General features: G+C 68.4%; 23 protein-coding genes. 11 read left to right on the top strand and 12 right to left on the bottom strand.

The genetic code is table 11. The features are described from left to right. Nucleotides 1-46: 46 nt before the first annotated feature. From V6M56_RS16085 to glyA, 6 genes are read right to left on the bottom strand one after another with little or no spacing between them, the layout of a single operon-like run. Nucleotides 47-694 (bottom strand): riboflavin synthase, encoded by a 648-nt coding sequence (locus V6M56_RS16085; protein WP_332685157.1) that lies wholly within the window; start codon nucleotides 692-694, stop codon nucleotides 47-49. After that, nucleotides 694-1,824 (bottom strand): bifunctional diaminohydroxyphosphoribosylaminopyrimidine deaminase/5-amino-6-(5-phosphoribosylamino)uracil reductase RibD, encoded by a 1,131-nt coding sequence (ribD, locus tag V6M56_RS16080; RefSeq protein ID WP_332685156.1) that lies wholly within the window; start codon nucleotides 1,822-1,824, stop codon nucleotides 694-696. The genes V6M56_RS16085 and ribD overlap by 1 nt, the downstream gene beginning before the upstream one ends. Beyond that, nucleotides 1,817-2,326, bottom strand: coding sequence for a transcriptional regulator NrdR (nrdR, locus tag V6M56_RS16075; RefSeq protein WP_332685155.1), 510 nt, complete (start codon nucleotides 2,324-2,326; stop codon nucleotides 1,817-1,819). Before nrdR ends, ribD begins: the two co-directional genes overlap by 8 nt. A gap of 20 nt (nucleotides 2,327-2,346) precedes the next feature. Then, a complete protein-coding gene (locus V6M56_RS16070) occupies nucleotides 2,347-2,790 on the bottom strand; it encodes a PIN domain-containing protein (protein WP_332685154.1) in 444 nt (147 codons plus the stop codon). A 1-nt stretch (nucleotide 2,791) separates the two neighbouring features. After that, nucleotides 2,792-3,028 (bottom strand): hypothetical protein, encoded by a 237-nt coding sequence (locus tag V6M56_RS16065; protein WP_332685153.1) that lies wholly within the window; start codon nucleotides 3,026-3,028, stop codon nucleotides 2,792-2,794. A gap of 56 nt (nucleotides 3,029-3,084) precedes the next feature. Beyond that, nucleotides 3,085-4,389 carry a serine hydroxymethyltransferase gene (gene glyA, locus V6M56_RS16060; protein WP_332685152.1) on the bottom strand — a complete coding sequence of 435 codons (1,305 nt, stop codon included), beginning with the start codon at nucleotides 4,387-4,389 and terminating at the stop codon, nucleotides 3,085-3,087. Between the two features lie 598 nt (nucleotides 4,390-4,987). On the opposite strand from glyA, the gene V6M56_RS16055 reads away from it, so the two are divergent. Continuing rightward, complete coding sequence (locus V6M56_RS16055) at nucleotides 4,988-8,074, top strand: autotransporter outer membrane beta-barrel domain-containing protein (protein ID WP_332685151.1); 3,087 nt, start codon at nucleotides 4,988-4,990, stop codon at nucleotides 8,072-8,074. 305 nt (nucleotides 8,075-8,379) lie between these two features. Here the strand turns inward: V6M56_RS16055 and V6M56_RS16050 are convergent, their stop codons facing one another. The 4 genes from V6M56_RS16050 to V6M56_RS16035 all read right to left on the bottom strand — a co-directional run bounded on the left by V6M56_RS16050 (nucleotide 8,380) and on the right by V6M56_RS16035 (nucleotide 12,139). Next, nucleotides 8,380-9,621: a L,D-transpeptidase family protein gene (locus V6M56_RS16050; RefSeq protein WP_332685150.1), complete on the bottom strand. Its 1,242-nt coding sequence runs from the start codon at nucleotides 9,619-9,621 to the stop codon at nucleotides 8,380-8,382. A 294-nt stretch (nucleotides 9,622-9,915) separates the two neighbouring features. Continuing rightward, entirely contained in the window at nucleotides 9,916-10,428 is a 513-nt protein-coding gene (gene ldtR, locus V6M56_RS16045) for a transcriptional regulator LdtR (protein WP_332685149.1), read from the bottom strand. A gap of 207 nt (nucleotides 10,429-10,635) precedes the next feature. After that, nucleotides 10,636-11,082, bottom strand: coding sequence for a DUF6163 family protein (locus V6M56_RS16040; protein ID WP_332685148.1), 447 nt, complete (start codon nucleotides 11,080-11,082; stop codon nucleotides 10,636-10,638). 1 nt (nucleotide 11,083) lies between these two features. Continuing rightward, nucleotides 11,084-12,139, bottom strand: a complete 1,056-nt coding sequence (locus V6M56_RS16035; RefSeq protein WP_332685147.1) for an enoyl-CoA hydratase/isomerase family protein — start codon at nucleotides 12,137-12,139, stop codon at nucleotides 11,084-11,086. A gap of 173 nt (nucleotides 12,140-12,312) precedes the next feature. On the opposite strand from V6M56_RS16035, the gene hemB reads away from it, so the two are divergent. The 8 genes from hemB to V6M56_RS15995 all read left to right on the top strand — a co-directional run bounded on the left by hemB (nucleotide 12,313) and on the right by V6M56_RS15995 (nucleotide 19,877). Further along, nucleotides 12,313-13,371: a porphobilinogen synthase gene (gene hemB, locus V6M56_RS16030; RefSeq protein WP_332685146.1), complete on the top strand. Its 1,059-nt coding sequence runs from the start codon at nucleotides 12,313-12,315 to the stop codon at nucleotides 13,369-13,371. Nucleotides 13,372-13,508: 137 nt separating this feature from the next. Next, on the top strand, nucleotides 13,509-14,843 hold the full coding sequence (locus V6M56_RS16025; RefSeq protein ID WP_332685145.1) for a branched-chain amino acid ABC transporter permease: 1,335 nt from the start codon (nucleotides 13,509-13,511) through the stop codon (nucleotides 14,841-14,843). A 19-nt stretch (nucleotides 14,844-14,862) separates the two neighbouring features. Beyond that, nucleotides 14,863-16,110 (top strand): threonine ammonia-lyase, encoded by a 1,248-nt coding sequence (locus tag V6M56_RS16020; protein WP_332685144.1) that lies wholly within the window; start codon nucleotides 14,863-14,865, stop codon nucleotides 16,108-16,110. A gap of 72 nt (nucleotides 16,111-16,182) precedes the next feature. Further along, nucleotides 16,183-16,659: an RDD family protein gene (locus V6M56_RS16015; protein WP_332685143.1), complete on the top strand. Its 477-nt coding sequence runs from the start codon at nucleotides 16,183-16,185 to the stop codon at nucleotides 16,657-16,659. 71 nt (nucleotides 16,660-16,730) lie between these two features. Continuing rightward, nucleotides 16,731-17,477, top strand: coding sequence for an arginyltransferase (locus V6M56_RS16010; protein ID WP_332685142.1), 747 nt, complete (start codon nucleotides 16,731-16,733; stop codon nucleotides 17,475-17,477). Between the two features lie 245 nt (nucleotides 17,478-17,722). Further along, entirely contained in the window at nucleotides 17,723-18,370 is a 648-nt protein-coding gene (locus V6M56_RS16005) for an RraA family protein (protein ID WP_332685141.1), read from the top strand. Beyond that, complete coding sequence (locus tag V6M56_RS16000) at nucleotides 18,370-18,684, top strand: UxaA family hydrolase (RefSeq protein ID WP_332685140.1); 315 nt, start codon at nucleotides 18,370-18,372, stop codon at nucleotides 18,682-18,684. Before V6M56_RS16005 ends, V6M56_RS16000 begins: the two co-directional genes overlap by 1 nt. Continuing rightward, a complete protein-coding gene (locus V6M56_RS15995) occupies nucleotides 18,681-19,877 on the top strand; it encodes a UxaA family hydrolase (RefSeq protein WP_332685139.1) in 1,197 nt (398 codons plus the stop codon). The genes V6M56_RS16000 and V6M56_RS15995 overlap by 4 nt, the downstream gene beginning before the upstream one ends. Before the next feature lie 131 nt (nucleotides 19,878-20,008). Here V6M56_RS15995 and V6M56_RS15990 read toward each other — a convergent pair whose 3' ends face one another. Continuing rightward, nucleotides 20,009-21,712, bottom strand: a complete 1,704-nt coding sequence (locus tag V6M56_RS15990; RefSeq protein WP_332685196.1) for an OpgD/OpgG family glucan biosynthesis protein — start codon at nucleotides 21,710-21,712, stop codon at nucleotides 20,009-20,011. 286 nt (nucleotides 21,713-21,998) lie between these two features. Between V6M56_RS15990 and V6M56_RS15985 the strand changes: the two genes are divergently transcribed. Beyond that, entirely contained in the window at nucleotides 21,999-23,012 is a 1,014-nt protein-coding gene (locus V6M56_RS15985; RefSeq protein ID WP_332685138.1) for a DUF2336 domain-containing protein, read from the top strand. A 62-nt stretch (nucleotides 23,013-23,074) separates the two neighbouring features. Continuing rightward, nucleotides 23,075-23,707, top strand: coding sequence for an outer membrane protein (locus V6M56_RS15980; RefSeq protein ID WP_332685137.1), 633 nt, complete (start codon nucleotides 23,075-23,077; stop codon nucleotides 23,705-23,707). A gap of 328 nt (nucleotides 23,708-24,035) precedes the next feature. Here the strand turns inward: V6M56_RS15980 and parC are convergent, their stop codons facing one another. Continuing rightward, nucleotides 24,036-26,282, bottom strand: a complete 2,247-nt coding sequence (gene parC, locus V6M56_RS15975) for a DNA topoisomerase IV subunit A (protein WP_332685136.1) — start codon at nucleotides 26,280-26,282, stop codon at nucleotides 24,036-24,038. Nucleotides 26,283-26,351 lie beyond the last annotated feature (69 nt).

The following is a 26,351-nucleotide window of genomic DNA, read 5'->3' as shown; positions in this document are numbered from 1 at the left end:
CCGCTTCGCGGCTCCTCAGGATGAGGGCTGAGGTTAAGACGGGCTCTTAGCCCTGCCCGCGCGCCTCCGCAAGCCGGGCGGCATACCGCGCCATCAGGTCGACCTCGACATGGACGCCGTCGCCCTGCCGGCGCTGGCCCCAGGTGGTGACGCTGAAGGAGTGCGGGATCAGCAGCACGGTGAAGACGTCGTCCTCGACGGTGTTGACCGTCAGCGAGGTGCCGTCGAGGCAGATCGAGCCCTTGGCCGCGATGAAACGGGCGAGCCCTTGCGGAGCACGGATGTGGAAGCGCGCGGTCGCGCCCCAGGGCTCGTCCGGATCGGCAGCGATCGGCTCGATCCTGAGGATGGAGCCGACGCCGTCGACATGGCCGGTGACGAGATGGCCGCCGAGCTCGTCGCCCATCTTGAGCGAGCGTTCGAGATTGATCGGCGTCCCGACATCCCATTCGCCGACCTGCGTCTTCGCCAGGGTCTCGGCGGCCGCCTCGACCTGGAAGAGGCAGCCGGGCTCGCCGTCCTCGCGCGGGCTCAGGCCCGTCACCGTCAGGCAGATTCCGGCACAGGCTATCGAGGCGCCGATCTCGATGCCGTCAGCCTCCCAGGGGCAGGCGATGGAAAACCGCTTCAGGCTCGGGCCCATGGTCTTCGCCTGCGTGACGGTGCCGATGGCGGTGACGATGCCGGTGAACATCAGGCGATCCTCGTGAAATGCTGGAAACGGTCGTGACCGAGCACCCCGGATTCGGCGACGGCATAAATCTTAGGATCGGCGAGCAGCGCCGCAAGGCCCGGACGCACGGCGACGACGCCCGCTTCGCCGAGCTCGACCGGCGAGGTCGAGACGATGACCTCGTCGGCGAAACCGGCAAGCGCGAGTTTCTCGCCGATGGTCGGGCCGCCCTCGGAGAAGACGCGGGTGATGCCGCGGGTCGCCAGCAGGCGCAGCGCCTCGGCAAGGTCGAGATGGCCGTCGGCGGCGCGCGCGACGCGCATCACCTCGACGCCGGCGGCGACGAGGCGCGCCTCGGCCTCCACCGGCGCATCCTCGGCGGCGATCACCCAGACCGGCACGGCATCGGCGCCCTGGACGAGCTGCGAGGCGGGTGGCAGGCGCAACGCCGTGTCCAGCACGACCCTGACGGGGGAGCGAAGCTCCAGCCCCGACAGACGCACGGTCAGGAGCGGGTCGTCGGCCAGGACGGAACCGATGCCGAGCATGATCGCGTCATGATGGGCGCGCTGGCGATGGACCCATTCGCCCGCCGCCGGGCAGGAGATCGCGAGGCGCGCCTGCCCTGCCCCGCCGGCGAAGCCGTCGGCGGTGCGCGCCACCTTGAAGGTCACCATCGGCCGGCCTTGCGTGACGCGCAGGACATGGCCGCGATGGCTGCGCTGCGCCTGGTCTTCGAGGACGCCGGTGACCACCTCGATGCCCGCGCTGCGCAGCAGGGCATGGCCGAGGCCGGCGATGCGGGGATTGGGATCGGCCATGGCCGAGACGACGCGGCTGACGCCGGCGAGCAAGGTGCGCTCGACGCAAGGCGTGCCGCCACGAAGGGTGCGGTGCGAGCAGGGCTCCAGCGTCACATAGAGCGTGCCGCCGGCCGCGGCTGCCCCGGCCTGCTCGAAGGCCATCGCCTCGCCATGGGGCCTGCCACCGGGCTGGGTGTGCCCGGCGCCGACGACGACCGGGCCACCCGGCCCCTCGCGCGTCACCACCGCCCCAACGGAGGGGTTCGGCCAGGTCTGCCCGAGCCCCAGCGCGCCGAGCTCCAGCGCCTGGCGCATGAAGCCGCGGTCGATCTCCTCCCGATCAGGCATCGTCGCGCGGCCTGGTCCCTTCGCCGGTCGGCTCAGGCCCGCCCTCGCCCTCGTCGCCGCTGAGCTGGCCGAGGATCTCCTCGAAATCGCGAGCTTCGCGGAAATTCTTGTAGACCGAGGCGAAGCGGACATAGGCGACATCGTCGAGCGATTTCAGCCCCTCCATCACCAACTCGCCGATGGCCGAGCTCATGATCTCCGCCTCGCCCGAGCTCTCGAGCTGGCGCACGATGCCGTTGACCAGGCGCTCGACTCGCTCGGGCGCGACCGCGCGCTTGCGCAGCGCCACCTCGATCGAGGTCTGCAGCTTGTCGCGGTCGAAGGCGGTGCGCCGGCCCGAGCGCTTGACCACGGTGAGCTCGCGCAGCTGGACTCGCTCGAAGGTAGTGAAACGGCCGCCGCAATCGGGGCAGACGCGGCGGCGGCGGATCGAGGCGTGGTCGTCGGTCGGCCGCGAATCCTTCACCTGGGTGTCGAGGGAGCCGCAATAGGGACAGCGCATGGCGGGCTTTCAGAGTTCGGTCAAAGCGTTTCGCGCGCCAGCGCGGCTCTCAGATTGGCGCTCGACCATGATGGCCAGCCCGTTCCAGCGAAGTCTCGATCATGGGACCAGATATCCGCCTCGGCGAGCCACGCCAAGGCCAGCACATGGGCATCGGAGGAGCTGCCGTTGCGTGACGCGGGCGCCAGCATGAGAGTTTTCGTGGCTTCCGGCACCAGAGGCAGATATTCGCTGTCAGCAACGATCCTCAGGCTCTCGGCGAGTTGAGGCGCAAACAGCGCCGACGGATTTCCTCCGTCGACAAGTCGCATCGCTACCGCTTCGATCGCTGCTACCGCCCGCTCCGAGATGGTGAGCAAGCGGCGTCGGCCTACGAATTCCAGCACATCGCCGCCGCGCAGGCCGAGTGCGCAACTCAAGACGATGTTCGCATCGACGATCAGGACCGGCGAGGGCGGGCGCACGTCACGATTCGCGCTCTTCCAGCCACCGCTCCAGTTCGGCGGTCTCTTCCGGCGATCGCCGCTTGGCCAGCTCGCGCGCGGTACGCAAAAGCTCGCTGATCCGGTCGGCCTGATCCGGACGCAGCGCCTCGCTCTCGCGCCGCGCCGCGTCAGCCTGCGAGTCGCCATGCGACGCCGGCAAGGAAACCGCGCCCGCCGCGGCCAACTTGCGAAGTTCTTCGATGGTGATCGTCGTCATCTCCGTCCTCCCGGCGCAGCCATCATAGCACAATGTGGATGCGCCGAAGAGGCTTCTCAATAGATCGGGAAGCGCGCCGTCAGCTCGTGGGCCTTGGCCTTGACCGCCTGCTCGACCGCGGCGTTGCCTTCCTCGCCGTTCTGGGCGAGGCCGTCCAGCGTCTCGGCGATCAGCTCGCCGACGCGCTGGAACTCGGCGACGCCGAAGCCGCGCGAGGTCGCCGCCGGGGTGCCGAGGCGGATGCCCGACGTCACCATAGGCTTCTCCGGATCGAAGGGGATGCCGTTCTTGTTGCAGGTGATATGGGCGCGCCCGAGCGCGGCCTCGGCCGCCTTGCCGGTGAGCTTCTTCGAGCGCAGGTCGACCAGCAGCAGATGGTTGTCGGTGCCGCCGGTGACGAGGTCGAAGCCCCTGGTCTTCAAGGTCTCGGCCAGCGCCTTGCAGTTCTCAACCACGGCGCGGGCATAGATCTTGAACTCGGGCTGCAGCGCCTCCTGGAAGGAGACGGCCTTGGCGGCGATGACATGCATCAGCGGCCCGCCCTGCAGGCCGGGGAACACCGCCGAGTTGATCTTCTTGGCGATCGCCTCGTCATTGGTCAGCACCATGCCGCCGCGCGGGCCGCGCAGGGTCTTGTGCGTCGTGGTGGTGACGACATGGGCGTGCGGGAACGGCGAGGGATGGGCGCCGCCGGCAACCAGCCCGGCGAAATGGGCGATGTCGACCATGAACCAGGCGCCGACCTTGTCGGCGATCTCGCGGAAGCGGGCGAAATCCCAGTGGCGGGCATAGGCCGAGCCGCCGGCGACGATCATCTTCGGCTTGTTCTCGACGGCGAGGCGCTCCAGCGCATCGTAATCGATGGTCTGGTCGACGACGCAGACGCCATAGGGCACGACCTTGAACCACTTGCCGGACTGGTTGACCGGCGCGCCATGGGTGAGGTGCCCGCCGGCGGCGAGATCGAGCCCCATGAAGGTGTCGCCCGGCTGCATCAGCGCCATGAACACCGCCTGGTTGGCCTGGCTGCCGGAATTCGGCTGGACATTGGCGAAGGAGCAGTCGAACAGCCGGCAGGCCCGCTCGATCGCCAGCTTCTCGGCGATGTCGACGAACTGGCAGCCGCCATAATAGCGCCGGCCGGGATAGCCTTCCGCGTATTTGTTGGTCATCACCGAGCCCTGCGCCTCGAGCACGGCGCGCGAGACGATGTTCTCGGAGGCGATCAGCTCGATCTCGTCGCGCTGGCGGCCGAGCTCGAGCTCGATGGCGCGGGCGATCTCGGGATCGGCATCGGCGAGGGAGGCGGCGAAGAAGGAGTTCGAGAGGTGCTTCTCGGGGGCGGCGGCGTCACGGCTCATGATGTGCTCCATCGACGCGCCGGCGGCGGCAGCCGGCACGGTGCCGGCCCGATCCGATGCGCGCCCTGTTCGGCTTGGTCGCGAGGCCGGCGCAACGCTTGCCCGGCGCTGCGGCGTCCTTAGACCATGGCCGGCAAAAGGGGAATGCGGTTTTCCGCGGCATGGCGCGGAACAAGGGCCGCGCGCCCGCGCGAGCGCCGCAGCGCCAAGGCTGTAGCCCTCGCGCCACAACGTGTAACCATTTCGCAACCATGGTCCCGCCCTGCGGGCGGTCGCCGGTCGCGGACGGGACCAGCTCTCGCGCCACGATTATCTGTGGCTTTCACGCCACAAATGACGACTTCTTGTGACACGACCCCACACGCCGTCCGTTTCGGACTTCCGACGAATCGAACCGCGTGGCAACTTTATTTCCGCTGCGTCACTTCATTTCAGTCGAGTTATATGCCGGCACCCGCAGTGTGGCTCCGCGATGAGGCGAGTCCCTACCGCGGAACGGCGTCGGATATGGCCGGTCTATTCAAAATATCTCAGGCGTATCTTCTTCGCCCGCTCCGGATTTTCCTCAACTCTCTTTCCAGCAAGAGCTCATTTCCTGATGGTTTACCGGAACTCCACTCGGCGTCGCTCCCTGGCGACCCTGCTCGGCACGACGGCGATCGCCCTATCCCTGCCCAGCCTGGCGCAGGCGCAGATGCGCTGGGACGGCAGCACGAGCGCAGACTGGACTGACGCGACCAATTGGAACACGGGCTCGGCCCCGATCGCCGGGAGCAGCCCCGTGGTTTCCGGGCCGGCGGCGACCATGCCCATCCTCACTGGCGGTACGACCAGCCTTTCGACACTCTATGTCGGCTATGACAACGCGTCGGGCGGCGCCGGCCTGAAGGTCAACGGCGGAGCCATCCTGACGGCGACTTCCGCCACCATCGGCGAACAGAGCAGCAACAATGCCGGCAATGCGCGGGAAGTCGAAGCCGGAACGGTGACGCTGACGGGTGCTTCGACCTGGACCAGCAGCTTCCTCCAGATCGGCGCCTATGGCACCGGCACGCTGAACGTCAGCGGCGGCAGCACCCTGACGACCTCGACCAGCGTCAGCCTCGGCGTGCACCACAATGCCGTCACCGGCAACTCCGGAGACGGCACGCTGACCGTTTCGGGCACCAGTTCGCGATGGATCAGCAACGGCGGCGCGATAATCGGCGATCTCGGCAGCGGCACGGTCGCGGTCACAGGTGGCGGCAAGGCCACGACGCGAGGGGTCACCCTGGGCCAGGGCGCGACCGGCTCCGGGACGGTGACGGTGGACGGGACCGGCTCGAGTTGGGAGGCGCTGAGCGGCACGCTCGTCATCGGCAGCCGCGGCAGTGGCCAGTTCACCGTGAGCGGCGGCGCCACGGCCAAGACCACAGGCCGCGTCAATCTCGCCACCAATGCCGGTTCGTCCGGCACACTGACGGTCACGGGAGCCGGCAGCCGGTTCGAGGCGGGCCAGATCTGGGCGGGTCAGGGCTCGACCGCCTCGATCGAGGTGAACTCCGGCGGCGTGCTCCAGGGCACGCATCTGCTTCTCGGCACCACGGCCAGCGGCACCGGCCGGGCCGATCTGCGCGGTACCGGCAGCATGATCACGAGCAGCACCTACACCGCGGTCGGCTATCTCGGCGAAGGAGAATTGACTGTCGCCGACAACGCCACGCTGCGCGGCCGGGTGCGCATCGCTGTCCTGGGCGGCAGCAAGGGCACGCTCAATATCGGCGCGGCCGCAGGCAGCGCCGCCGAAGCAGCCGGCAACGTCGACGCAGCCACCGTGGAGTTCGGCGCTGGCACCGGCAAGCTGGTCTTCAACCATACCAACACCGATTATGCGTTCGCGGCCGAGATCAAGGGTGCGGGCGATATCCAGCACCTCGCCGGAACGACCCTCCTGACCGGCAACAGCACGGAATTCACCGGCACGACGACGGTTTCCGGAGGCACGCTGCTGGTGGGCGATGCCTCCGGCGGCGCGCTTGGCGGCTCGGTCTCGGTCCTCTCCGGCGGCACGCTCGGCGGTTCCGGCACGGTCGGCAGCACGACCATCGGCACTGGCGGCACGCTGTCGCCCGGCAACTCGGTGGGGACGCTGAGCGTCAACGGCAATGTCAGCTTCAACGCCGGCTCGACCTACCGGGTCGAGATCGTCGGGGCGACCTCGGACCTGCTGACCGTCTCGGGCACGGCAAACCTCGGCGGCACGATCGAGCTCGTCGCCGGCGGCGGCAGCTACACGTTCAACACGGCCTATACCGTCCTGACCGCGACCGGCGGCCGGACCGGAACCTTCGGCAGCGTCACCACCACCGGCAGCTTCGGCATCGGCGTCACCAGCGAGGTCAGCTATGGCGGCAACAGCGTCGAGGTGACGCTGAAGCCGGGCTCGCTGGTCGCGGCCGGAACCGCCAACCCGCTCTACAGCACGACGCCCGGCCTGTCGCTGAACGCCTGGTCGGTGGCCGCCGCGATCGACCGCGCCGTGGCCAATGGCGCCGATCCCTCCTTCCTCTACCAGATCTATGCCCGCGGCGACCGCGAGGCCCTGATCGCGGCGCTCGGCACGCTGACCGGCGAGGTCCATGCCAGCGCCACCATGCTCGGCTGGGAGGCCGCCGGCGGCTTCCTGCGGGCGATGCTCGACCCCTTCGCCACCGGGCGCGAGCCGGGTGCCATGCCCAATGCCTTCGGCGCCTTTGCCACGGCAGGGTCTTATGCCTCCTCCGGCTCGCAGGCCGAATTGCCCGCCGGCAAGGGGCTTGCGGGTCAGGGACTTGCGCTCGCGCCGCGCTTCGTGCCCGACCGCCTCTACACTGTCTGGGGCCAGGCCTTTGGCAGCACCAGCCGCGCGGGCGGCGACTTTTCCCTCGGCACCCGCGCCAGCGAGAGCTCGAGCGGCCATGTCGCGCTCGGCGTCGACGTCCGCGTCCTCCCCGAGACCGTGCTCGGCGTCGCCATCGCCGCCGGGCAAGCCCGCTCCAGCCTGTCGGGCAATCTCGGCGACGCCAAAGCCGATGTCCTGCAGGCCGGCCTCTACGGCATGACCCGGATCGGGCAGCTCTCGCTCGGCGCGGCGCTCGGCTATGCCTCGGCCGAAACCGAGACGACCCGTGCCATCCCGCTGATCGGCGCCTTCGCCGTCCGCGGCAAGTACCGCGCCGAAATCTGGAGCGGCCGGGCCGAAGCCGCCTGGCGCCTCGCCTCGTTCGGTGGCGCCGGCTTCTCGCCCTATGTCGCCTTCACCGCCCAGAACCTGCGTACCCCCGGCTTCCTCGAGCGCGACGGCGTCACCGGCCGGCCGAACGGCCTGGCCGTCCAGGGCCGCGACGGCACCACCGCCCGCGCCGAGCTCGGCCTGCGCCTCGATGCCGCCACCACCCTGTTCGGCTTCTCGACCACCGCCTTCGGCAAGCTCGGCTGGGGCTATTATGCCCGCCGCGACAACCAGTTCAGCGCCAGCCTGATCGGCCTGCCCGGCTCGGGCTTCAGCTTCCAGGGCACAAGACCCGACCGCAACGCCGCGCTGATCGCCACCGGCCTCGATGTCAGGCTCTCGACCGCCGTCAGCCTCGGCGCCCGCTTCGACGCCGAACTCTCGCAGAACGCCCAGTCCTACGCCGGAGCCGCGACCCTCAGGGTCAGCTTCTGATAGAGGCGGGCGCGCCGCATTTCCGGCGCATCTGCGGCGGAACCATGGCCGAGTTCCGGCGTTGCCTCCCGAGCGGTGGAGGCGGCAATGGGTTTTGGTCTTCTGGAAATCTCGATCGTGATCAGTTGCATCGCGATCCTCGGCTTCGTCATCGCCGATAATCTCGTCTGAGACGGCTTCCGAGCGACGCAGCTTTCGCGGGATCCCACGGGCACGCGCCCGCGGAGATACCGCGGACATGGAAAAGGGCTCCCGGACGGCCTGTCCGGGAGCCCTTTTTCGATATCGCGCCGGAAGAACCGGCCTCAGATGTCCTGCTCGCCCTCGAGCCGGGCGACCGGCACCGGGCCGAGCCCGTCCTTGTTGTAGATGTCGTCGCGGAACTGGACGCCGCCATCGGGCGTCGCCCAGGCGGTGATGTAGACCCAGTAGCACGGCACCGGGTTGGCGATGCGGGCGTTGATGCGCTCGCCGGACTGGATGGCCTCGTCGATCCTGGCGCGATCCCAGCCAGGCGTCTCCTTGAGCAGAAAGGTGATGTAGTCGCGCACGTTCTGGACGCGGATGCAGCCGGAGGAGACGAAGCGGAAATCGTCGCCGAAAATGCCCTTGGCCGGCGTGTCGTGCATGTAGACGCCGTGCGGGCTGGGGATGTTGATGCGCACGAAGCCGAGCGAGTTGAACTCGCCGCCCGGGTCCTGGCGGAAGGTGTAGCGCGTCGCCTCGTCGGAGTTCCAGTTGACCCGCTCGGGGGCGATCTCGCCGTTCGGGCCGATGATCCGGATCTTGTTCTCGGTCAGATAGTTCGGCTCCTTGCGCATCTTCGGGATCAGATCCTTGCGGATGATCGAAGCCGGCACGGTCCAGGTCGGGTTGAAGTTGATCTCGGGGATCTTGGTCTGCAGCAGCGGCGACTGGCGGTCGATCTTGCCGACGCCGGCGGCGTGGCGGGTCGCGACATGGCCGTTCTCGACCGTCTCGACCGCAGCCGCCGGGATGTTGGCGACGACATAGCGGTTGCCGAGATTACCCGACCAGGTGCGCAGCCTGACCACATTGGTCTCGAGCTGGCGGATGCGCCGGTCGATCGGAACGTTGAGGGCGGCGAGGGTGGCGCGGTTGAGGCTGCCGGTGGTCGACAGGCCGACGCGCGCCTGGAATTGGCGCACGCCGCCCTCGACATAGGAATCGAAGACGGGGCTGGTGCCGACGGAGGCATCGAGATCGCCGGTGATGATCAGGCGCTGGCGCAGCTGGACGACGCCCTGCCCCTTCGAACCGACGGCGAGGCGGTCACCGACCTGGAGCATTGGCCAGCCGCCGCGCGCGGCGAGATCGCGATAGCTCGCGATCGCCTGCTCGGTCGCGGCCAGCGCCGCCGGAGAGAGCATCGGTGTCGAGGAGCGCAGCACCACATTCCGGGCACCGGCATCATAGCTCTGGCGCCATTCGGCCTGCCGGGCAAAAGCGGGCAGGCTCGCGCTGGCGGCAGCGCCCGACAACAGGGCCAGCACCGTCTCGCGACGCGTCAGGCTGATATTCGGCATCGATCGTACCCCTTGGACTTCGCACGTCACACAAAGCGGGACTCTGTCGGCCCCGTCGGCGCGGGCAAAGCCGCGGCCGGTCGCTGGAGACGATCCCCTACCACAGTTAATACCGTATGATGAGAGCGGCATTTTTGGGGCGGAAGCCGGGCGCGGGGTAATGCGCTCACGCGGGTTTGATCGGTTTCCTGCGTCGCCAGGCCGCAGCGCAGCGAGCGGCGGGCAGCGCGCCCCGGCCTCGCGGCCGGGGTCTCTGCGGACTGGATCGCTCCGGGCGGCCGGGGCGGGCGCGCCTCAGAGCTTGTAGCGGATCTGGTCGGTCCAGAAGCGCTCGAGGCGCAACAGGGCGTTGTTCATGCGCTCGAAATCGTCGGCCGCGATGCCGCCGATCTGCTCGACCGTGCGGACATGCTTGTCGTACACGCCCTTGACCAGATTGTGCACTTCCCTGCCCTTCTCGGTCAGGCTGATGCGCACCGAACGACGGTCGATCCGCGAACGGGCATGATGCAGGAAACCGAGCTCGACCAGCTTCTTGACGTTGTAGGAGACGTTCGAGCCGAGATAGTAGCCGCGGGTGCGCAGCTCGCTGGCGCTGAGCTCGGCGTCGCCGATATTGTAGAGCAGCAGGGCCTGGACGCTGTTGACATCGTCGCGGCTGCGGCGCTCGAATTCGTCCTTGATGACATCGAGCAGACGCCGATGCAGCCGCTCGACCAAGGTGAGGGACTCAAGGTAAAGCGGCTTCACCTTGAGTTGAACTTCCTCAGACACGGCCGGCGCCGCAGTCTTTACGTTGCTTTTCATGGTATATCCCGCCTGTTGGATATCGGCCAGGATTTGTCTCCCGGTCCGCTTCTGAGAGATACCATAGGGAGGGCGGATGAAAACGAGTTTAAATATCAGGATGAATCGGAGATTTACCCATTTGGGTGAATGCGAAATGAACCGCAAATCCCTTAAGCTAAAGCGTTTCTTACCTTGGCCCGCCACATTCGAGCGGCCGAGAGGGCCTCAGGATTCCTGGTTCTCGGCCGCCCAGGTCGCGACGAAATAGGCCATCATCAGCATGACATAGCTGCCGATCAGGACCGGCGACAGCGGCAGCCAGCGCGGGAAGAAGAAGCCGAGCAGCAAATGGCTCATCGCCGCCAGCAGCCAGAGCACGCCGCCCCAGGTCGAGGTCAGCCAGAGGCCGACCCCGGCGACGAGATCGAACACCGCGAAATAGACGGTGATCGCCTGGAAGGTCAGCGGACGCGTCTCGAAGAGCGGCCCGGTATCAGGCCCCAGGCCGAGGATGACGGCCCATTGCAGCAAGCCCTTGGCGATCCAGGCCACGGAGAGCAGGCGCAGCAGCCAGACCAGCATCGTCCGCCAGCGGAGACGGCTGCGTTTGCCCTCGCCGGGCGCGCCGCCGGGCTGGCTGCGCAGGGCCTCGCTCTCGCGCGTCAGCGCCATGCTAGCGGCCCAATCTGAGTTCGGTCGCCCCCAGCGGGGCGAAATGGGCTTCGATCGCCGCCGGATCGAGCGCCTCGATGCTCGCCGGCTGCCAGATCGGCGCCTGGTCCTTGTCGATCACCACGGCGCGCACGCCCTCGTAGAAATCATGGCCATGGGCGACGCGCGAGACGATGCGGAACTCCAGGGCCATCGCTTCGGCGAAATCGAGCCGCGCCCCGCGGGCCATCTGCTCGAAGGCGATGGCGACGCTGGTCGGTGATTTCGCCCGGAGCGTGGCCAACGCCTTCGTGGCGAAGGCCTCGCCGGCGGCGGCGCCGGCCTCGAGCTGCGACAGGATGCCGGCAAGCGTCGGCGCGCCGAAGGCCGCGGCGATGGCCTGGCGGTCGGCCGCGAGCCTGCAGGGGCCGGGCGGCTGGGCGAAGGCGGCAAGGGTCGCGTCGACCGGCTCATTGCCGGTCAGCGCCTCGGCAAGCTCGGCCATGCGGGCGGAAGCGACGGCATGGCTGGCGAGGCCGAGCGCCAGCGCGTCGGCCTGGCCTACGCGCGCCCCGGTCAAGGCGAGGTAGACGCCGGCGGCATCCGGCAGGCGCGGCAGCGCATAGGTCGCCCCGACATCGGGGAAGAAGCCGATGCCGACTTCCGGCATGGCGAAGAGGTAGCGCTCGCCGGCGACGCGATAGCGGCCATGCAGCGAGATGCCGACGCCGCCGCCCATGACGATGCCGTCGATCAGCGCGACATAGGGCTTCGGGTATGCCTGGATGCGGGCGTTGAGGATGTATTCCTCGCGCCAGAAGGCGAGCATCTCGTCCTGGCGCCCAGCCTTGCCGAGATCATGCAAGGCGCGGATGTCGCCGCCGGCGCAGAAGGCCTTCTCGCCGGCCGCCGTCAGCACGATTCGGGTCACGGCCGGGTCGCGCTCCCAGGCGTCGAGCGCGCGCGCCAGCTCGCGCACCATGCCGTGGCTGAGCGCGTTCAGCGCCTTCGGCCGGTTGAGCCTGACGCAGCCCGCCGCGCCGCGGGTCTCGCAGATGATCTCTTGGTCCTGCGTCATGTCCGGCCGTCATCCTGATGGGCCTGCGGTTCTGGAAGGCGGGGCCGGGCTTGTCAACGCGAGCCGCCTCCCCGGCCAGGGCGGAGCCGGCATGCGACGCCGGCACCTGTTTTGGAACGGTTCCGATGTGCTAAAGCAGCGCGAGACTGCCACCCGGCAGGTTGGAGGCGTTCATGGCATCTCGGGTTGTGCGGCCCTTCCCCGCCCCGCAGGCAAGGCTGGCCGAGGCCACCACCGCGACCTCGCTCGGCCTCACCCGCCGCATGCGCCGCAACCGCAAGGCCGAGTGGTCGCGCCGCCTGGTGCGCGAGAACCTTTTGACCACCGACGACCTGATCTGGCCGATCTTCCTGATCGATTCGCGCGAGGCGCGCTCACCCGTCGCCTGGATGCCGGGCGTCGACCGGCTCAACATCGACGAGGCGGTGCGCCAGGCGGCGGAAGCGGCGGCGCTCGGCATCCCCGCGATCGCCCCCTTCCCCTTCGTCGAGCGCGAACTGCGCGACCCGACCGGCTCGGAGGCGCTGAACAGCCGCAACCTGATGTGCCGGGCGGTGCGGGCGATCAAGGCGGCGGTGCCCGAGATCGGCATCATCTGCGACGCCGCGCTCGACCCCTACACCTCGCACGGCCATGACGGCGTCATGGATGGCGAGAAGGTGCTCAACGACGCCAGCGTCGCGATCCTGACGCAGCAGGCCCTCGCTCTGGCCGAGGCCGGCGCCGACGTCATCGCCCCCTCCGACATGATGGACGGGCGCGTCGCTTCGATCCGCGCCGGGCTCGACGGCGCCGGCTTCGAGGACGTGCAGATCATGGCCTATGCGGCCAAATACGCCTCGGCCTATTACGGCCCGTTCCGCGACGCGATCGGCACCAACGCCACGCTGATCGGCGACAAGCGCACCTATCAGATGGACCCGGCCAATTCCGACGAGGCGATCGCCGAGGTGGCGCTCGATCTCGAGGAGGGCGCCGACATGGTGATGATCAAGCCCGGCCTGCCCTATCTCGACATCGTCGCAAGGGTGAAGGACACCTTTGCGGTGCCGACCTTCGCCTACCAGGTCTCGGGCGAGTACGCGATGATCATGGCGGCGGCCAATAATGGCTGGCTCGACGGCGACAAGGCCATGCTGGAGAGCCTGCTCGCCTTCAAGCGCGCCGGGGCTGACGGGGTGCTGACCTATTTCGCCCCGCGCGTCGCGAAGATGCTGAAGGCCGCGCGCTGAAAGCTGCCGTCATTCTCGGGCGGAGCGCAGCGCAGACCCGGGAATCTCCTGAAAGAGGTGCTCGGGTCGAGCCCGAGCATGACGCTCTGCATGAGGTATGTTCCGCGCCGCCGTGAAGCGCGCTAGCGTCAGCTTCAATGCGCGCCCTGCTCACGTCGATTCTGCTCTGCCTCGCCCTCGCCTCCTGCGGGCAGCGCTTCGACACCGACCAGCGCCGCGCCTGCCGGCTGGCTATCCCGGCGCTGAACCCGGAGGGCAGCACGATCGTGATCGAGGGCAGCGGCCAGGGGCCGCGCCCCGGCATCCTGCGCATCGTCTACCGGGTCGAGCGGCCGGACGCGCAGCCGCGCCGCCGCACCGTCGACTGCATCTTCGCCGGCGCGGGCACGACGCTGCAGCGCGGAGCGCTCGCCGGCCTCGCTTCGGACGGGCAGCCGATGACCGAAGCGAGCTTCCTGCTGCTCAGGCGCTTCTATCTCGAATACAAGCCGGAGCCACCGGTCGACCCTGGCGCGGCCTCGGTGGCGCATCTGCCGCTACTGACGCCCGGCGCGGCCTATCTGCTGCAGCAGGGCCTCGCCGCCCTGCCCTCGGCCGCGATCTACGCGCTGCTCGCCAGCGCCTATGCCCTGATTTACGGGCTGAACGGGCGCATCATCCTGACCTTCGGCGAATTCTCGGCGCTGGGAGCGGCCGCGGCCGTCGTCGGCGTCGCGCTCACCTTCTCGCTTGCGCTCTCGACGCCGGTTTCCGGCCTCGCCGTCGCCTTCCTGGTCGCGATCGCGGTCAGCGCCCTGCACGGCTTCGCCATGGGCCGTTTCGTGCTGCGCCATCTCGACAAGGCCAATGGCCAGCAGGTGCTGATCGCGACGATCGGCCTCGCCATCGCGCTCTCCGAATATCTGCGCCTCGCCCAGGGCGTCGAACTGCGCTGGCTGCCGCCGGTCTTCAATGAGCCGCTGCCGCTGGCGCGGGCCGAGAGCTTCACCGTCACCACCACGCCGGTCGCGCTTGCCATGACGGCAGGCGGGCTCGCTGCGGCGCTGGGGCTCATCCTCTATCTGCGCCGCTCGGCCTATGGCCGGGCCTGGCGGGCGGTGGCGGACGATGCCGGCACCGCCGCCCTGTTCGGGGTCGACGCCCGCGCCGTGCATGATCGGGCCCTGATCATCGCCTGCGCCGCCTGCGGCGCGGCCGGCGTGATCGTCACCGTGATCTATGGCGGCATGGGCTTCGCCGGCGGGTTCACGATCGGCCTGAAGGCGCTGGTCGCGGCGGTGCTCGGCGGCATCGGCTCGGTGCCGGGCGCCTGCCTCGGCGGGCTCGCCATCGCCACCTTCGAAATGCTCTGGTCAACCTCCATGCCGCTCGAACAGCGCGACATCGCCGTCTATACCTTGCTCGCCGTGACGCTGATCCTGCGCCCCGGCGGTTTCTTCGGCGACGGCGCGCTGTCGCCGCGCCAGGTCTGAAGGCGTTCCGGGGGATATCTTGGCAGAGACCGAATTCGCTATCAGCTTCGCCGATATCGAGGCGGCCGCCCGCACGATCGAGGGGCATGTGCTGAAGACGCCGCTGATGCCGGCGCCCCGCCTCTCCGCGCTCACCGGCGCCGAGATTCTGGTCAAGCACGAGAACATGCAGGCGACGGCTTCGTTCAAGGAGCGCGGCGCGGTCAACAAGCTGCTCAGCCTCTCCGACGACGAGAAGCGCCGCGGCGTGATCGCGATGTCGGCCGGCAACCATGCCCAGGCCGTCGCCTACCACGCCCGGCGCTTCGGCATTCCGGCGACGATCGTGATGCCGGAGCCGACGCCGCTGGTGAAGGTCGAGAACACCCGCGCCCATGGCGCCGAGGTCGTGCTGTTCGGCGAGACGCTCTTCGAGGCGGCCCAGCAGGCGCGCAGCCTGGCGCAGGAGAAGGGGTTCGTCTTCGTCCACCCCTATGACGACGCCGCGGTGATGGCCGGCCAGGGCACGGTCGCGCTCGAGATGCTGCGCGAGGCGCCCGATCTCGACATGCTGCTGATCCCGATCGGCGGCGGCGGGCTGATGGCCGGCAACGCCATAGCCGCCAAGGCGTTGAAGCCCGGCATCGAGCTGATCGGCATCGAGGCGGCGCTCTATCCGTCCTTCCACAATGCCCTGCATGGCGCGCAGATGCCGATCGGCGGCGCGACGCTGGCCGAGGGCATCGCCGTCAAGACTGTCGGCGTGCAGACCCTGCCGATCATCAGGGAACTGGTCTCCGACATCGTCCTGGTCGGCGAGGACCTGATCGAGCGCGCCGTCAACGCCTATGCCTGCCTGCAGCATACGCTGGCCGAAGGCGCCGGCGCGGCCGGGCTCGCGGCGATGCTGAAAGATCCGGAGCGCTATCGCGGTCGCAAGGTCGGGCTGGTGCTCTGCGGCGGCAATATCGACACGCGCCTGCTCGCGGCGATCATGGTGCGCGAGCTCGAGCGCGAGCAGCGCATCGCCGCCTTCCGCCTGACCGCGAGCGACCGGCCGGGCCTGCTCGGCAAGGTCGCGAGCCTGCTCGGCGCGCTCGGCGCCAACATCCTCGAGGTCAGCCATGGCCGGCTCTTCCTCGACGTGCCGGCCAAGGGCGTGACGCTCGACGTCACCGTCGAGACCCGCGACGAGCACCACACTGCGGCGATCGAGCAGGCCTTGCACAAGGAGGGCTTCGCGCCGCGCCGCATCTACCCGAGAGGACTTGCGGAACCGGGCGGCTGATCAAACATTATCGATGCGGGCGCCATTTCGCCCGAGCATTCTGTCCGCACGAACCCGAAGGTCGACCGCACCATGAGCCAGCCCTCCTCCTATCGCCAGCCGGCGGCCCCGATGCCGGAGGAGCGCAGGCTGCAGGACACGCGCGGCGTGCTCGGCTCGCGGCTCTTCGCCTGGATCGGCGACGTCGTCGTGCTGTTCTTCCTGACCTGGATCGTTCTCGTCCTGCTCGGCATCCTCGGCATCGTCACCTTCGGCCTGACCTGGCTGCTGATGGGCGGGGCAACGATCGCGGTCGCGCTGGGCTATGCGGCGCTGACGATCGGCGGGCGCAAGCAGGCGACGCTCGGCATGCGCATGGCGGGCCTGCGGGTCGAGACCGCCTCGGGCGGCCGGCCGGAGGCGCTGGCCGCAGCCGTGCATGCGCTGTTCTTCTATGTCGCGGCCGGCACCGTCGGCCTCTGGTTCCTCGACATTCTCTGCGGCATCGTGCGCGAGGACCGGCGGCTCGGCCATGATCTGCTGACCGGGCTCGTGGTGGTGCGCGCCTGAGCCAGCCGGAGCTTGTTGCCGCCGCGGCGGCTGCTACACTCGCCGCGAGCGATTGACGGAGCCCTTCGAACGTGACGCGGCCCCTGCGGGATGCTCCGCAATTCTATCTGACCTCGCCAACGCCCTGCCCCTATCTGCCGGGTCGCGAGGAACGCAAGGTGTTCACCCACCTTGTCGGCGGGCGGGCGCGTGACCTCAACGACGTGCTCTCGCAGGGCGGATTCCGGCGCTCGCAGAGCATCGCCTACCGCCCGGCCTGCGAAACCTGCCGGGCCTGCATCTCGGTGCGGATCGTCGTCGACGATTTCCGGCCCTCGCGCAGCCTCCGCAAGGTGATGTCGCGCAACTGCGACCTGATCGGCGAGGCGCTGCCGCCGCAGCCGCGCTCCGAGCATTATTCGCTGTTCCGCGCCTATCTCGACGAGCGCCATCCCGAGGGCGGCATGGCGACGATGTCGGCGCTCGACTTCGCCATGATGATCGAGGACACCCATGTCGAGACCAGCCTGGTCGAATACCGCCGGCGCGGGCCCGACAGCGGCTTCACCGGGCGCGGCCAGGGCGATCTCTACGCGCTGGCGCTGACCGACCGGCTGAGCGACGGGCTCTCCATGGTCTATTCGGTCTATGATCCGGCGCTCGAAATACGTTCGCTCGGCACCTACATGGTGCTCGACCATGTCGAGCGCGCCCGCAAGCTCGGCCTGCCTTACGTCTATCTCGGCTACTGGGTCGATGGCTCGCCGAAGATGGCCTACAAGGCCCGCTTCCTGCCGCAGGAGCGGCTGATGCCGCAGGGCTGGGAGCGCGTCGACTGACGCTCCGCACGTCATTCTCGGGCGGAGCGAAGCGCAGACCCGAGAATCTCCGGACGAGAAGGCGCCGATTGAGCCTCATCCGGGCTGAGATGCTCGGGCCAAGCCCGAGCATGACGAAAATCGCAATCTAAATCGTTTCATATGCACGGCTGGCCTGCAGAACTGGCACTTGTCGAGAGCAGGAGCCGCGGGCCAAGGTGGCTGGGAAGGCCGCCGCTCTCCCTGGCGGCCACCACGGAGGAAACATGGCCGACCAGCTGACCGAGCGCCTCGAGCGCTGCTACACCGGCATCATCCATGACGTGCTGCGGGAAATGGGGCTCAAGGATTTCACCCTGCCCCCGGAGCTGCGTCCGCTCCTGCCCGGCACCAAGCTCGCCGGCCCGGCCTTCACGATCGAGGGCAAGACCGGAGAGTTCGACGCGCATGAGACGCTGCTCGCCTGGACCGGTCTGCTCTCGCGCGCCAAGCCCGGCTATGTCTGGGTCAGCCAGCCCAATACCGAAGAATGCGCGCTGATGGGCGAGCTCTCGGCCGAGACGCTGAAGAACAAGGGCGTGCGCGGCTGCGTCATCGACGGGCTCTCGCGCGACACCGAATTCATGATCGAGATGGGCTTCCAGGCCTTCTTCAAGGCCTATACGCCGCGCGACATCGTCGGCTTCTGGCTGCCCAAGGCGGTCGACGAGCCGATCAAGATCGGCGATGTCTGGATTCGGCCGGGCGACTACATCCTCGGTGACCGCGACGGCGTGGTGCGCATCCCCGCCGAGATCATCGAGGAAGTGGTGACCAAGGCCGAGACCGCGATCTCGGCGGAGAACAAGGTCCGCACCGCGATTCTCGCCGGAACCGACCCGCAGCAGGCCTATCTGCAGTTCGGCAAGTTCTGATGTCCCATGACCCGCGCCTGATCCTGCTCGACCCCCGGGACAACGTCTTCGTCGCGCGCACCCGCCTGCCGGCCGGCGAGGCGGTCGAGACGGGTTCGGGCGCGGCGATCCTCGACCGCGACGTGCCGCTGGCGCACAAGGTTGCCCGCCGGGCGATCGCGCCCGGCGAAAAGATCCTGAAATACGGCGCGCCGATCGGCGTCGCGACCATCGCCATCGCCGCCGGCCAGCACGTCCATGTCCAGAACATGAAGAGCGACTACACGCCGACCTACCATCTCGAGGACGAGCGCAAGGCGGGAGCAACCCAATGACTGAGCTCAGGGGCTATCTGCGCAGCGACGGCCGCAAGGGCATCCGCAATGTCGTCGCCGTCGCCTATCTCGTCGAGTGCGCCCACCATGTCGCCCGCGAGATCGCGCTGCCCTGGCGCGAGAACGAAGTCCACGCCATCGGCTTCCCGGGCTGCTATCCGAACCCTTACGCCGAGCGGATGATGGAGCAGCTCTGCACCCATCCCAATGTCGGGGCGGTGCTGCTGGTCTCGCTCGGCTGCGAGAGCTTCAACAAATACGCGCTGGAGCGGGTCGTGCGCGCGACCGGCCGGCCGGTGAAGACCATCGTCATCCAGGGCACCGGCGGCACCCGCGCCTCGATCAAGGAAGGCCGCGCCTGGGTCGAGGAACAGCGTGCCGCGCTCGACGAGGCGGAAACCGTTGCCATGGCGGTGAGCGAGCTGGTGATCGGCACGGTCTGCGGCGGCTCGGACGGCACCTCCGGCATCACCGGCAATCCGGCGGCCGGGCGCGCCTTCGACCAGCTCATCGCCGAGGGCGCATCTTGCATCTTCGAGGAGACCGGCGAGCTGATCGGCTGCGAGCACATCATGGCGGCACGCGCGATCACGCCCGAACTCGGGGCGGAGCTGGAGAAATCGGTCGCCAAGGCGGCGCGCTACTACGCGACGCTGGGCTACGGCTCCTTCGCCGCCGGCAATGCCGAGGGCGGGCTCTCGACCATCGAGGAGAAGTCGATGGGCGCCTATGCCAAGTCGGGCGCATCACCGATCTCCGGCCTGATCAAGCCCGGCGACGTGCCGCCGAAGGGCGGGCTCTATCTGCTCGACGTGGTGCCGGACGGCGAGGTCCGCTTCGGCTTCCCCAACATCAACGACAATGCCGAGATCGCCGAGCTGATCGCCTGCGGCGCGCATTGCGTGTTGTTCGTCACCGGGCGCGGCTCGGTCGTCGGCTCGGCGATCTCGCCGGTGGTGAAGATCTGCGCCAATCCGGAAACCTACCGCCGGATGAGCGACGACATGGACGTCGATGCCGGCCGGATTCTCGAGGGCAAGGCCGGCCTCGACGAGGTCGGCACCGAGATCCGCGACCTCGTCGTCTCTCTGGCCCAGGGCGCGCGCACCAAGTCGGAGGAGCTCGGCCACCAGGAATTCATCCTGACCTATAAGAGCTTCGAGCCGCTCGGCCCGGCCTGCCTGCCGGCCTGACGGCAAGCCCTCCCGCCGTTCGCGGCGGGAGGTTGAGTGGGGCGTTCCGCTCGGCGGGCCGCCGGTGTTCCTTACGGTACCGTGAGGCGCGCTCTCGGGTGCTGCCTGCTGGCAGCGGCCCGGCCCGGGCCTTAGTCGCTGCGCGGCGCGGCAGGCGTCGCTCCGGCGGCCGGGGGCGGCGCGGCGGGCGCAGGCGCAGCCCAGGAAGTCGTCCAGGTTTCCGTCAGCGTGCGCTTCGCGGTGCGCAGGAAGATCCGCAGATCGGTGCTTTCGCCGGGCTGCAGCGCGACGTCGACGATGGCGCGGAAGCCCTTCGCGGCGACATTGGCATCGACGATCGTGCCGGCGACCGAGCCGGCCGATACCGAAGCGGCGACCGAAACGCGCTTGGGGTCGGAGAGATGATATTCGAGATCGCCGGCGTTGAAATCGACGATGAAGCGCCGCTTCACGCGTCCGGTCTCGCCGTCGGCGACCTCGTCTCCGGCAAAGCTGCTCTGGACCTGGCCGAGCGCATGCAGCGTCTCGGTCGTCGAGACGGTGGTGATCCGGTAGGCGATCTGCGTCGGACGCCCCGGCTCGAGGGGCGTCTTCGGAGTCCAGCAGCAGACGACGTTGTCGAACTCCTCGCCCTGGGTCGGGATCTCGATGAGATCGACGTGGCCTTCGCCCCATTCGCCGACCGGCTCGACCCAATAGCCCGGCCGGGCGTGGTAATGGGCCTCCAGGTCCTGGTAATGGCCGAATTCGCGATCGCGCTGGATCAGGCCGAAGCCGCGCGGGTTGCGATCGTGGAAGGACGAGATGGTGAGCGCCTTGGGATTGCGGATCGGGCGCCAGATCCATTCTCCGGCGCCGGTCTGCAGCATCAGCCCGTCGGAATCATGGATCTCCGGGCGGAAATCGGTGCGCGGCCGGAGATCCCCTTCCCCGGCGAGGAACATCGAGGTCAGCGGCGCGATGCCGATCCGCGCGATCGGCTTGCGCGGCATGATGGTCGCGGTGACGGCGACGCTGGTCTGCTGGCCGGGGGTCACGACGAAGCGGAACGCGCCGCTGACCGAGGGCGAATCGACCAGCCCATAGACGACGAGATCGAGACTTTCCGGCTTCGGACGCTCGAGCCAGAGCGAGCGGAAGAACGGGAATTCCTCATCCGCCTCGCCACCGACATCGAGCGCGAGCGCCCGCGCCGACAGTCCATAGCGATGGCCGCGCCCGAGGAAGCGGAAATAGCTGGCGCCGAGAAAGGAGATCAGCTCGTCCTGGCGCTTGAGATCGTTCAGCGTGGTCGTGACCGCGAAGCCGGCAAAGCCGAGCGAAACCGGAAGCGTCTGCGGAACCGGCGCCTTGCCATACTCGAACAGCGCCATGGTGAAGGGAATCGGGATCGCGTTGCCATCCGTCACCACATGGATCTGCACCGGCCGGTCGTGCAGGAAGCCGAGATGGAACAGATGCAGGCGGAAATCCGAGCCGCCATCCTGCCAGAAGGCCTTTTCGCGGCGGAACCGGATCTCGCGATAGGTGTCATAGGTCAGCGCCTTCAGCGCCTCGGGAACAGCAGGCACGCTCGCGTCGAAGGGACGCTCGGCCAGCTGGCGCGCCTGGCCGACCACATCCTCATAGCCAAAATTGCCCTGATTGGCGCCGTTCGGCGGGGCTTTCGCCGGCGGAGCCTTCGGGGCCGGCGCGGGTGCAGCCTCGGCTTGCCGAGGGCCGGCAAGGGCCGTCGCCGCGACCAGGCCAGCCAGGACCGAGCGCCGTGAGGGGGCGCCGCCTGAGGGGAAGAGCCGCTCTTCTTCTCGAAAGGAAAATTCGTCGTCTTGCTGCAATCTCGTCACGAAACGTCCCGATCAGGCCGTGAAATCCGTCGCCGCGAAATCCGTCGCGGCAACGCGGCAGGCGATCAGCAAACGTCGCGGGGCGCCGGAAGTTCCGCTCGCCCCCGGGGGTGCCCTTCCCGGTTCGATCGCCCTGGCGACCGCCCCCGCAACAGCGCAGCCTGGACTGGCGACACATCGGATTTTCTGCTGTCGCCTTAAGACTAAATCAAACGGCGTGTGACAGGATGCCGGCTACCGACCCGGCTCTCCGGCCTGAATCCTGCGGGAACCACCCATGTTGCAGTCGCTCTCCCGCATGCCGGCGGACATGTCTTCGGAATCGCGGCGCCAGCTTCTCAATGCCGTGACCGACCTGTTCCTGCTCGACGGCGAACCGAGCGACACCTCCAAATCGCATTACGGCGAGATCGCGCTGCACACCCTGCCGCATCTCGGCGGCGAGGACCGCAAGCACTATGCCGACAATGTCGCGGCGACGCCGAGCCTGCCCCGCGAGGTCGCGGTCACGCTCGCCAGCGACACCGATTCCGAAGTCGCCAAGCTCGTCCTGAAGCTCTCGCCGGTGCTGACCGACACCGATCTCGCCGCCATCGCCGTCAGCCAGACCCAGGCGCATCTTTCCGCGATCGCCGAGCGCGCCCGCCTGTCCGAGAGCGTCACCGACATCCTGGTCGAGCGCGGCGACAGCGCCGTGCTGCGCACCGTCAGCGGCAATGAGGGCGCGCAGTTCTCCGATACCGGCTTCGACCGGCTGCTGCAGCGCGGCGGCGACGACGCCGTCGTCGGCGAGGCGCTGGCGCGCCGGGGCGACCTCTCGCCACAGCGCGCCCAGCGGGTGCTGCGCATCGTCGAGCAGATCGCCGATCAGGGCGAGCGCGCCAAGGACGATGCCAGCCTGGCCAAGCAGGCGCGGCAGCAGCGGCTCGAGGTCAAGCTGCTGCTTTCCGACCTGCGCGCCCAGGTGCGCACGCTCGCCGAAGTGGTGACGATGCTGGCCGACGAGGACCGGGCCTTCCACCTCGCCCAGGTGATCGCCGCGGCCGCCGAGATCAGCAACGAGCAGGCGCTGCGGGTCCTGCTCCAGCGCGAGGTCAGCGGCATCGCGGTACTTGCCCGGGCGCTCGAGCTCGACAAGGAGACCTTCCGGGCGGTGCTCAGCCTGCGCGGAAGGCGGCTCTATTTCGCGGCGCAGGCGATCGAGGACGATCTGCGCGACTATGCCAGGCTCGACGCCGCGACGGCCGACCGGACGATGCGCTTCCTGCGCCTGAAGACCAGGGTCGGCTGACGCCGCCGCCGGCCGCGCCACAAAAGCGCGACAATCGCGCCCGCATTTGCTAGATCATGAGCATGAGCGCGCCTGCCGTCACGGCCCGAGTGAGAAGCCTTTCCGTCATCGCCGGCCTGGCTGGCCTCGCCTTTGCCGGGCCTCCGGCCCAGGCGCAGGCCTTCTTGCCCTTCATGGGCTTTGCGAGCCTGCCCTCCTTCGCCTGGTCGGAGCCGACGCTGGCGCCGGGCGGCGTCAAATGGGAAGGCTCCTACGCCCGCATCTCGACCGGCTTCCAGGTCACCAGCTCGAAGCGCTATGGCAGCTCGGCCGGGCCGACCATCGGGCTGGAGGGCGGCAAGATGTGGCGCGAGGGCGACTTCGTCTACGGCATTGTCGGCGCGCTGGAATATGCGCCGGGCTTCGGCGGCTACAGCAATCCCGGCTTCGGCCAGACGAGCTATAGCCGCGACATCGCCGGCGCCTTCCAGATCAAGGCCGGCGTGCTCGCGACGCCGGATGTGCTGCTCTACACCAAGCTCGGCATGGCCGCCGCCAACGAGACCTGGCGGTTCGGCGCCTCGCCCTTCAACACGCCCTTCTCGCGCTCCGACATCGCGGTCAGGCCGGAAGCGCGCGCCGGCGTCGAATGGGCGGTGACCAACAACATCACGCTCGGACTCGAGGTCGGCGTGGTCGGCGCCGCCATCCGCTGAGAAGCTGATTCAAGCCGCTGACGGATTGATTCAGCGGATTGGCGCAAGCCGTTGAAGGAGCATAGTTCCTAAGGGAACCGCGGCAGAGAACCCCTCTCCTGGAAGGAGAGGGGCAGGGGTGAGGTGTTCGGACTGCAAACGTTGGCCGGAACCTGATCGCGCGGTGAGCGCTCGCGGAACTGGTCAAACGGCCTACCCCTCACCCTGCCCTCTCCCCATCGAAGTCGGCTGTTGCCGACTTCGACACCTGAAGTGCTGATCTCGGGCAGGCCCGAGATCAGTCGGAGAGGGTTCCCCGCGCCCTTCCACTCCAGGGTAGCGCCTTCAATCACCCCCCGAACTTGTTGTTCTTCGGGAAGCCCTTGGGCGGCAGCCGGCCGGATTCGGCGCGGTGGCCGAGCCAGTCGGTCAGTTCGGCCTGTGGCACCGTCCAGGTCCTGGCCGAGCTGTCGAGCCAGGTCAGGCCGTCCGCCAGCGAGAAGACCTTGGCGTCCGAGAGGCCGCCATCCTTGTAGCGCTGCAGCCTGACACCCTTGCCGCGGCTCATCTCGGCCACTTCCGAGAGCGGGAAGCAGAGCAGCTTGCGGTTCTGGCCGATGATCGCGACCTGGTCGCCCTCCGCCGGCACAGCGAGCATGGCCTCGACCGGCAGGTCGACATTCAGCACCTGCCTGCCCTTGCGGGTATTGGCGACGATGTCGTCGGTCGAGACCACGAAGCCGCGCCCCTCCGTGGTCGCCATCAGCAGCTTGAGCCCGGGGCGATAGGGGAAGGCGGCGACGATCTCGGCGCTCTCCTCGAGCTCGATCATCAGGCGGATCGGATCGCCGAAGCCGCGCCCGCCGGGCAGCTTCGAGGCTTCCAGCGTGAACACCTTGCCGTTCGTCGCCATCACCAGGATCTTCGCCGTGGTCTCGGTGAAGAAGGCAGTGCGCAGGCCGTCATCGCCCTTGAAGGAGAGGGTCGAGAGGTCCTGGACATGGCCCTTCAGCGCCCGGATCCAGCCCTTCTTCGAGATCACCACCGTCACCGGCTCGCGCTCGACCATGGCTTGGGTCAGGTCGATCTCGGTGGTCTCCGGCATGTCGGCGAAGCTGGTGCGGCGCTTGCCGATCGCGGTCTCGGGCCCGAACAGCTTCTTCACCTCGCGGATGTCCCAGGAGATGGTCTTCCACTGCGTGCTTTCCGAGGCGAGCAGGCCCTCGATCTGGCCCTTCTCCTCGGTCAGTTCGTCGAGCTCGGTCTTGAGCTGCATTTCCTCGAGCTTGCGCAGCGCCCGCAGCCTGGTGTCGAGGATGGCGTTGGCCTGGATCTCGGTGAGATCGAAGAAGCGCATCAGCTCGATCTTGGGCTCGTCCTCCTCGCGGATGATCTTGATGACGCGATCGAGGTCGAGATAGACGATCAGCAGGCCGCGCAGGATCTCGAGGCGCTTCTCGATCTGGCCGAGGCGGAAGCGCGAGCGGCGCAGCAGCACGTCGCGGCGATGGTCGAGCCAGGCGCGCAGGGCCTCGTTGAGGCCGAGCACGCGCGGCACCAGCCCGCCGGTCAGCACGTTCATGTTCATCGGAACCCGCGCTTCCAGCTCGGAGAGCCGGAACAGCGATTCCATCATCAGGTTGGCGTCGACATTGCGGGCGCGCGGCTCGATGACGACGCGGATGTCCTCGGCCGACTCGTCGCGCAGATCTGCGACCAGAGGCAGCTTCCGCTCGTTCAGCAGCTCGGCGATCTTCTCGATCAGCCTGCCCTTCGAGACCATGTAGGGGATCTCGGTGACGACCACCTGCCAGGCCCCGCGCTCCAGCTCCTCCTTCACCCAGCGCGCCCGGGTGCGGAAGGCGCCGCGGCCGGTGCGATAGGTCTCGATCATCGAGGAACGGCTCTCGACGATGATGCCGCCGGTCGGGAAATCCGGCCCCGGCACGAAGGTCATCAACTGCTCGGAGGTCGTCTCCGGATGCTGGATCAGGTAGAGCGCCGCGTCGCAGAGCTCGGCGGCGTTGTGCGGCGGGATCGAGGTCGCCATGCCGACCGCGATGCCCTGCGAGCCGTTGGCCAGCAGGTTCGGGAAGGCGGCCGGCAGCACGACCGGCTCCTCGTCCTCGCCGTTATAGGTCTCGCGGAAATCGACCGCGTCCTCCTCGATGCCGTCGAGCAGGAGGCGCGCCACCTCGGTCATGCGCGCTTCGGTATAGCGATAGGCGGCGGCGTTATCGCCGTCGATATTGCCGAAATTGCCCTGGCCGTCGACGAGTGGGTAGCGCTGGGCGAAGTCCTGGGCGAGGCGCACCAGCGCGTCGTAGACCGACTGGTCGCCATGCGGATGGAACTTGCCGATGACGTCGCCGACGATGCGGGCGCACTTCTTGTGGACCTGGCCGGGGTCGAGCCGGAGCAGCCGCATGGCGTGCAGGATGCGGCGATGGACGGGCTTCAGCCCGTCGCGCGCATCCGGCAGGGCGCGGTGCATGATCGTCGAGAGCGCATAGGCGAGATAGCGCTCCTCGAGCGCGGTCTTCAGATCGACGCGCTCGGATTCCTCCTCCGGCGGCGGCTCGACGGGTTTACCCATATGCTTATCTGACCTTCCAAACTCTTTCGCCCCTCAGCCCTCATCCTGAGGAGCCGCGAAGCGGCGCCT

The sequence above is a fragment of the Allobosea sp. genome (assembly GCF_036675845.1).
Lineage (GTDB): Bacteria > Pseudomonadota > Alphaproteobacteria > Rhizobiales > Beijerinckiaceae > Allobosea.
The sequence above is the reverse complement of the archived record's forward strand: the minus strand, read 5'-3'. Positions and strand labels throughout refer to the sequence as shown.

What these genes read in the sequence shown, in the direction of transcription:
- V6M56_RS16085 (WP_332685157.1), bottom strand. Translation starts at nt 694, where the DNA reads ATGTTCACCGGCATCGTCACCGCCATCGGCACCGTCACGCAGGCGAAG.
- ribD (WP_332685156.1), bottom strand. Translation starts at nt 1,824, where the DNA reads ATGCCTGATCGGGAGGAGATCGACCGCGGCTTCATGCGCCAGGCGCTG.
- nrdR (WP_332685155.1), bottom strand. Translation starts at nt 2,326, where the DNA reads ATGCGCTGTCCCTATTGCGGCTCCCTCGACACCCAGGTGAAGGATTCG.
- V6M56_RS16065 (WP_332685153.1), bottom strand. Translation starts at nt 3,028, where the DNA reads ATGACGACGATCACCATCGAAGAACTTCGCAAGTTGGCCGCGGCGGGC.
- glyA (WP_332685152.1), bottom strand. Translation starts at nt 4,389, where the DNA reads ATGAGCCGTGACGCCGCCGCCCCCGAGAAGCACCTCTCGAACTCCTTC.
- V6M56_RS16055 (WP_332685151.1), top strand. Translation starts at nt 4,988, where the DNA reads ATGGTTTACCGGAACTCCACTCGGCGTCGCTCCCTGGCGACCCTGCTC.
- V6M56_RS16050 (WP_332685150.1), bottom strand. Translation starts at nt 9,621, where the DNA reads ATGCCGAATATCAGCCTGACGCGTCGCGAGACGGTGCTGGCCCTGTTG.
- ldtR (WP_332685149.1), bottom strand. Translation starts at nt 10,428, where the DNA reads ATGAAAAGCAACGTAAAGACTGCGGCGCCGGCCGTGTCTGAGGAAGTT.
- V6M56_RS16040 (WP_332685148.1), bottom strand. Translation starts at nt 11,082, where the DNA reads ATGGCGCTGACGCGCGAGAGCGAGGCCCTGCGCAGCCAGCCCGGCGGC.
- V6M56_RS16035 (WP_332685147.1), bottom strand. Translation starts at nt 12,139, where the DNA reads ATGACGCAGGACCAAGAGATCATCTGCGAGACCCGCGGCGCGGCGGGC.
- hemB (WP_332685146.1), top strand. Translation starts at nt 12,313, where the DNA reads ATGGCATCTCGGGTTGTGCGGCCCTTCCCCGCCCCGCAGGCAAGGCTG.
- V6M56_RS16025 (WP_332685145.1), top strand. Translation starts at nt 13,509, where the DNA reads ATGCGCGCCCTGCTCACGTCGATTCTGCTCTGCCTCGCCCTCGCCTCC.
- V6M56_RS16015 (WP_332685143.1), top strand. Translation starts at nt 16,183, where the DNA reads ATGAGCCAGCCCTCCTCCTATCGCCAGCCGGCGGCCCCGATGCCGGAG.
- V6M56_RS16005 (WP_332685141.1), top strand. Translation starts at nt 17,723, where the DNA reads ATGGCCGACCAGCTGACCGAGCGCCTCGAGCGCTGCTACACCGGCATC.
- V6M56_RS16000 (WP_332685140.1), top strand. Translation starts at nt 18,370, where the DNA reads ATGTCCCATGACCCGCGCCTGATCCTGCTCGACCCCCGGGACAACGTC.
- V6M56_RS15995 (WP_332685139.1), top strand. Translation starts at nt 18,681, where the DNA reads ATGACTGAGCTCAGGGGCTATCTGCGCAGCGACGGCCGCAAGGGCATC.
- V6M56_RS15985 (WP_332685138.1), top strand. Translation starts at nt 21,999, where the DNA reads ATGTTGCAGTCGCTCTCCCGCATGCCGGCGGACATGTCTTCGGAATCG.
- V6M56_RS15980 (WP_332685137.1), top strand. Translation starts at nt 23,075, where the DNA reads ATGAGCGCGCCTGCCGTCACGGCCCGAGTGAGAAGCCTTTCCGTCATC.
- parC (WP_332685136.1), bottom strand. Translation starts at nt 26,282, where the DNA reads ATGGGTAAACCCGTCGAGCCGCCGCCGGAGGAGGAATCCGAGCGCGTC.